Origin of the sequence: Streptomyces sp. FH025 (assembly GCF_017427025.1) — a bacterium.
Taxonomy (GTDB): Bacteria; Actinomycetota; Actinomycetes; order Streptomycetales; family Streptomycetaceae; genus Kitasatospora.
On the sequence record NZ_JAFLNG010000655.1, the window covers coordinates 1 to 4,333 of the forward strand.

Annotated in this window: 4 protein-coding genes and 1 pseudogene; 2 read left to right on the forward strand and 3 right to left on the reverse strand. The window is 74.4% G+C overall.

Features of this window, described 5'->3' with window-relative positions:
- On the forward strand, nucleotides 1-498 hold a 498-nt coding region (locus tag J0670_RS31425), incomplete at its 5' end, for a hypothetical protein (protein WP_207815292.1).
- A 91-nt stretch (nucleotides 499-589) separates the two neighbouring features.
- On the opposite strand, the gene purH is transcribed toward J0670_RS31425, so the two are convergent.
- Nucleotides 590-2,167 (reverse strand): bifunctional phosphoribosylaminoimidazolecarboxamide formyltransferase/IMP cyclohydrolase, encoded by a 1,578-nt coding sequence (gene purH, locus J0670_RS31430; protein WP_207815294.1) that lies wholly within the window; start codon nucleotides 2,165-2,167, stop codon nucleotides 590-592.
- On the reverse strand, nucleotides 2,164-2,823 hold the full coding sequence (gene purN, locus J0670_RS31435; RefSeq protein WP_207815296.1) for a phosphoribosylglycinamide formyltransferase: 660 nt from the start codon (nucleotides 2,821-2,823) through the stop codon (nucleotides 2,164-2,166). The genes purH and purN overlap by 4 nt, the downstream gene beginning before the upstream one ends.
- 404 nt (nucleotides 2,824-3,227) lie before the next feature.
- Here purN and J0670_RS31440 point away from each other — a divergent pair, with 404 nt between their 5' ends.
- Entirely contained in the window at nucleotides 3,228-3,872 is a 645-nt protein-coding gene (locus J0670_RS31440) for a hypothetical protein (protein ID WP_207815298.1), read from the forward strand.
- A 67-nt stretch (nucleotides 3,873-3,939) separates the two neighbouring features.
- Here the strand turns inward: J0670_RS31440 and J0670_RS31445 are convergent.
- Nucleotides 3,940-4,333, reverse strand: a pseudogene (locus J0670_RS31445) (hypothetical protein); the annotation flags it as partial.

The following is a 4,333-nucleotide window of genomic DNA, read 5'->3' on the forward strand; positions in this document are numbered from 1 at the left end:
GCCGCGCCGGGCTACGGCTACCCGCCGGCCGCGCCGCAGTCCATGCCGGGCCTGGTGACCACCGCCCGGGTGCTGCTGTTCGTCGTGGGCGGCGTGCAGACGATCCTCGCGATCATCTACCTGCTCGCCGCGGCGTTCGCCAAGGACGCCACCAACAGCCTCAGCACGACCACGACCGACGACAACCCGCTCACCGCGCTGGGCGACGCCGCCGCCGGCATCATCGCCGTCGTCGCCGTCGTGGCCGGGTTGTTCGCCGCGCTCTCCATCACGCTCGGCGTGAAGTTCGGCAAGGGCGGCAACGCCGTCCGGATCACCACCATCGTCTACGGCTCGTTCGGCGCGCTGATCGGCCTGCTGATCCTGGCGGGCGCCATCAGCGGGGGCACCGCGGTCGGCATGCTGGCAGGCGTGCTGTGGCTGGCGATCAGCGTCATATGGATCACCGCCATGTCCATCCGGGACGGCGTCAACTGGTTCAACCGGCCGCGCTACTGACCGGTCGGCACGGCCCTCACGCGCGAACGGCCCGGCTCCCTCCTCGGAGGGGCCGGGCCGTCGCGTCACGTCATCAGCGGATTCAGCGGAATCAGTGGAAGAAGTGGCGCGCGCCGGTGAAGTACATCGTCACGCCCGCCTTCTCGGCGGCCTCGATGACCTGCTCGTCACGGATCGAACCGCCCGGCTGGACGATCGCCCGCACGCCCGCGGCGATCAGGATCTCCGGACCGTCCGGGAACGGGAAGAAGGCGTCCGAGGCCGCGTAGGAGCCCTTGGCCCGCTCGCCGGCCCGCTCGACCGCGAGCTTGCAGGAGTCCACCCGGTTGACCTGGCCCATGCCGACGCCGACCGAGGCGCCGTCCTTGGCCAGCAGGATCGCGTTGGACTTGACGGCCCGACAGGCCCGCCAGGCGAAGGCCAGCTCGGCCAGCTCGGCCTCGGAGAGCGCCTCGCCGGTGGCCAGCGTCCAGTTCGCCGGGTCGTCGCCCTCGGCGTGCACCCGGTCGGCGTCCTGGAGCAGCACGCCGCCGGAGACCGGGCGCACCTCCTGGCGGTTGGCCGGGGCCTCGGGAGCGACCAGCACCCGCAGGTTCTTCTTGCGGGCCAGCACCTCGACCGCGCCGTCCTCGTAGCCGGGGGCCACGACGACCTCGGTGAAGATCGGGGCGATCTGCTCGGCCAGCTCGACGGTGACCGGGCGGTTGACCGCGATCACGCCGCCGTACGCGGAGACCGGGTCGCACTCGTGCGCCTTGCGGTGCGCCTCGACGACGTCGGCGCCGGTCGCGATGCCGCACGGGTTGGCGTGCTTGATGATCGCGACGGCCGGCTCGGCGTGGTCGTAGGCGGCGCGGCGGGCGGCGTCGGTGTCGACGTAGTTGTTGTACGACATCTCCTTGCCGTGCAGCTGCCGCGCACCGGCCAGGCCGCCGGTGCCGTCGCTGTACAGCGCGGCGCCCTGGTGCGGGTTCTCTCCGTAGCGCAGCACGTTCTGGCGCTCCCAGGTGGCGCCGAGGAACTCGGGGAACCGCTCGTCGCTGGGCGCGTAGCCGGCCTCGAACCAGGAGGCGACGGCCACGTCGTAGGCGGCGGTGTGGGCGAACGCGGCACCGGCCAGGCGCTTGCGGGTGGCCAGGTCGAAGCCGCCCTCCCGCACCGCCTCCAGCACGTCGCCGTACCGGGCCGGGTCGACCACGACGGCCACCGAGGGGTGGTTCTTGGCGGCGGCGCGGACCATGCTCGGGCCGCCGATGTCGATCTGCTCGACGCACTCGTCCGGGGTGGCACCGGAGGCCACGGTGGCCTTGAACGGGTAGAGGTTCACCACGACCAGGTCGAAGGGCTCGACGCCGAGCTCGGCCAGCTGCGCGCGGTGCGACTCCAGGCGCAGGTCGGCGAGCACGCCGGCGTGCACCCGGGGGTGCAGGGTCTTCACGCGGCCGTCCAGGCACTCCGGGAAGCCGGTCAGCTCGGAGACCTCGGTCACCGGGACACCGGCGGCGGCGATCCGGCCGGCGGTGGAGCCGGTGGAGACGATGGCGACCCCGGCGGCGTGCAGGCCCTGGGCCAGCTCCTCCAGACCGGTCTTGTCGTACACGCTGATCAGCGCGCGACGGATCGGGCGGATGTTCTCCGAAACGGGGGTGGTGGTGGAGCTGGCACTCATGCCGGGATCCATACCTTTCGGTCCTCGATGCGGTGACCCTCGCGGGCCAGCCGGCCCACGACGTCGACGAGCAGCTTGCGCTCGACAGTCTTGATGCGCTCGTGCAGCGCTTCGCCGCCATCGGCGTGGTCGGCGTCGACGACCTCGACGACGCCCTGCGCGATGATCGGCCCGGTGTCCACGCCGGCGTCGACCAGGTGGACGGTGCAGCCGGTGACCTTCACCCCGTACGCGAGCGCGTCGGTGACGCCGTGGGCGCCGGGGAAGGACGGCAGCAGTGCGGGGTGGGTGTTGACGATCCGTCCGCCGAAGGCCGCGATGAACTCGGGGCCGAGGATCTTCATGAAGCCGGCCGTGACCACCAGGTCCGGCTGGTGGGCGGCGACGGAGGCGGTCAGCGCGCCGTCCCATTCCGCGCGGTCCGGGAAGTCCTTCACCCGGTGGACGAAGGTCGGCAGGCCCGCCTTCTCGGCGCGCTCCAGGCCGACGATCCCGTCCCGGTCCGCGCCCACCGCGACGATCTCGGCGCCGTAGGCCGGGTCGGCGACGGCGTCGATCAGCGCCTGGAGGTTGGTGCCGGAGCCGGAGACCAGCACCACCAGGCGGGCCGGTCCGGGCGTACGGGGCGGGAAGAGCTGAGCGGGGGCGGCGGCCACTGCGCGATTCTCCGTAGGTCGGGCGCCGTCCGCTGGTACGTCCACCGGCGGTGGGGCCACTACGAACGGCAGGTCGAGCGAAGGGGAACACCAGGAGAACCCGCCGCGACGCGGGCCCCGGGGAACCTATGTGAGCTGCTGACCGTCACCACGATAACGGCTGGTCGGAGGGCCTCCGCACCCTCCCGGCGGCGCTACGCGCGTAGTTGAGACGGGGATCTCCTCGGCCCCGCCGCACCGGGGTCGTCCACGGCCCGCACGTCGCCGGACGGGCCTGCGGAGCGGACCGGGCGGGCGGGCCCCCGGCGGGCCGTCGAACACCTGCGGGATCATTGGGGCGCGGGAGACCGCTCCGACGCGAGACCCTCCGAACGAGCCCCGACCGAGAAGGAATGGCTGAACCCATGAGCAGCGGCGACGACACCGGCGAGCGCAACCCCTTCGCGCCGCCGCCGGCGGATGCCCCGGACCAGCCGTGGCAGCCGCGCAGCCCCTGGCCCGGCCAGGGCCCGGAGGGTGACGGCGACCGGCCGCAGCTCCCGCCGCCGTGGGGCCAGGGCCAGGACGGCGGCCGACCCGGCGGCCGACCGCCGGCACCGCAGCCGCCCCGGCTCGACCCGACCAACCCGGCCCACCGCAAGGCCCGCAACGCCGCGCTGGCCGGGCCCTTCGCGCTGGTCTGCCTGTTCGCGGGCTTCCGCTGGATCGCGCTGCTGGTGGGCCTGCTCGCCATCGCCTGGGGCATCGGCGCGCTGCGCACCCGGAAGCCTGCGGCGGCCGTGGCCGGCGGTACGGCCGGCGGTACGGCCGGCGCCCCGGCCGGGGTCGCCCCCGGGGTCGCGGAGCCGAACCCGCTCACCCCGGCGGCGCTGGCCGGGATCCTCACCGGCGCGATGACGGTGGTGGTCGCCACCTCGGTGATCGGGCTCGGGGTGTACTACAAGGACTACATGACCTGCGTCCGGGACTCGCTGACCAACGTCGGGGTCGAGAACTGCGACCGGTACGCGCCGCAGTGGTACGTGGACTTCACCGGGAACGCGGAGTAGTCGAGCGGCGGCCGGCGCCGGTTCGGTCGACCCAGGTTCGGTCGACCCAGGTTCGGCCGGCGCCGGTTCAGTCGGTTCCGGGCCCGTCGTCCGGCCCGTCGTCGCCCGGCCCGTCGTCGCCCGGCCCGTCGGCGGGGCGCCGGCCGGACAGCCGCAGCACCAGGGCGTACGTACCGGCGCGCAGTCGTAGCGCGCCCCGGCGGGGCGGCTGCGCGAGCCGGGCGCACACGCCCCGGGCACGCGCCGGGCGCTGACCGGCCGCCAGTCCCGGCGCCGCCAGCGCGCGGTGGCGCACCAGCAGGGCTCCCGGCACCGCCACCACGGCCAGCCAGCCCGCCGCCGCCAGGCCCGTCCACCACGGCACCGGCCCCAGCCGGGCCATCCGCTCGCCCGCCAGCGCCCCGCCCGACAGCCAGCCCAGCACCGCTGACCCGGCACCGAGCAGCAGCGCGGCCGCCACG

Bases quoted from the DNA above. Each gene is read 5' to 3' on its own strand.
- purH (WP_207815294.1), bottom strand. From the start codon at position 2,167: ATGAGTGCCAGCTCCACCACCACCCCCGTTTCGGAGAACATCCGCCCG.
- J0670_RS31440 (WP_207815298.1), top strand. From the start codon at position 3,228: ATGAGCAGCGGCGACGACACCGGCGAGCGCAACCCCTTCGCGCCGCCG.